Below are 368 nucleotides of genomic sequence, written 5' to 3'. Positions count from 1 at the left end.
GAAGAGACTCGAACTCTCGACCTCCGCCGTGACAGGGCGGCGCTCCAACCAACTGAGCCACCGGGCCAGGAAAATATTAAATTAAAATGGACCTTCGGGGACTCGAACCCAGGACCGACCGGTTATGAGCCGGTTGCTCTAACCAACTGAGCTAAAGGTCCAAAAAGCCGATGATCGGACTCGAACCGATAACCTGCTGATTACAAATCAGCTGCTCTGCCAATTGAGCCACATCGGCATAATACTTATGAAGTGTATTATACAACAAATGTCAGAGTAAAGCCACACCAAAATCACATTTATATTTAATTTTTCAATGACTCCAAGGGGATTTGAACCCCTGTTACCGCCGTGAAAGGGCGGTGTCT

General features: G+C 47.8%; 2 tRNA genes. Both read right to left on the bottom strand.

The features are described 5' to 3' along the window. Positions 1-87 precede the first annotated feature (87 nt). A tRNA-Ile gene (locus tag DWZ38_RS21730) sits at positions 88-161 on the bottom strand. A gap of 4 nt (positions 162-165) precedes the next feature. After that, positions 166-238: transfer RNA gene (locus DWZ38_RS21725), tRNA-Thr, on the bottom strand. Positions 239-368 lie beyond the last annotated feature (130 nt).

It is taken from the genome of Ruminococcus sp. AF31-8BH (assembly GCF_003460605.1).
GTDB classification, from domain to species: Bacteria; Bacillota; Clostridia; order Lachnospirales; family Lachnospiraceae; genus Blautia_A; species Blautia_A acetigignens.
The sequence above is the reverse complement of the archived record's forward strand: the minus strand, read 5'-3'. Positions and strand labels throughout refer to the sequence as shown.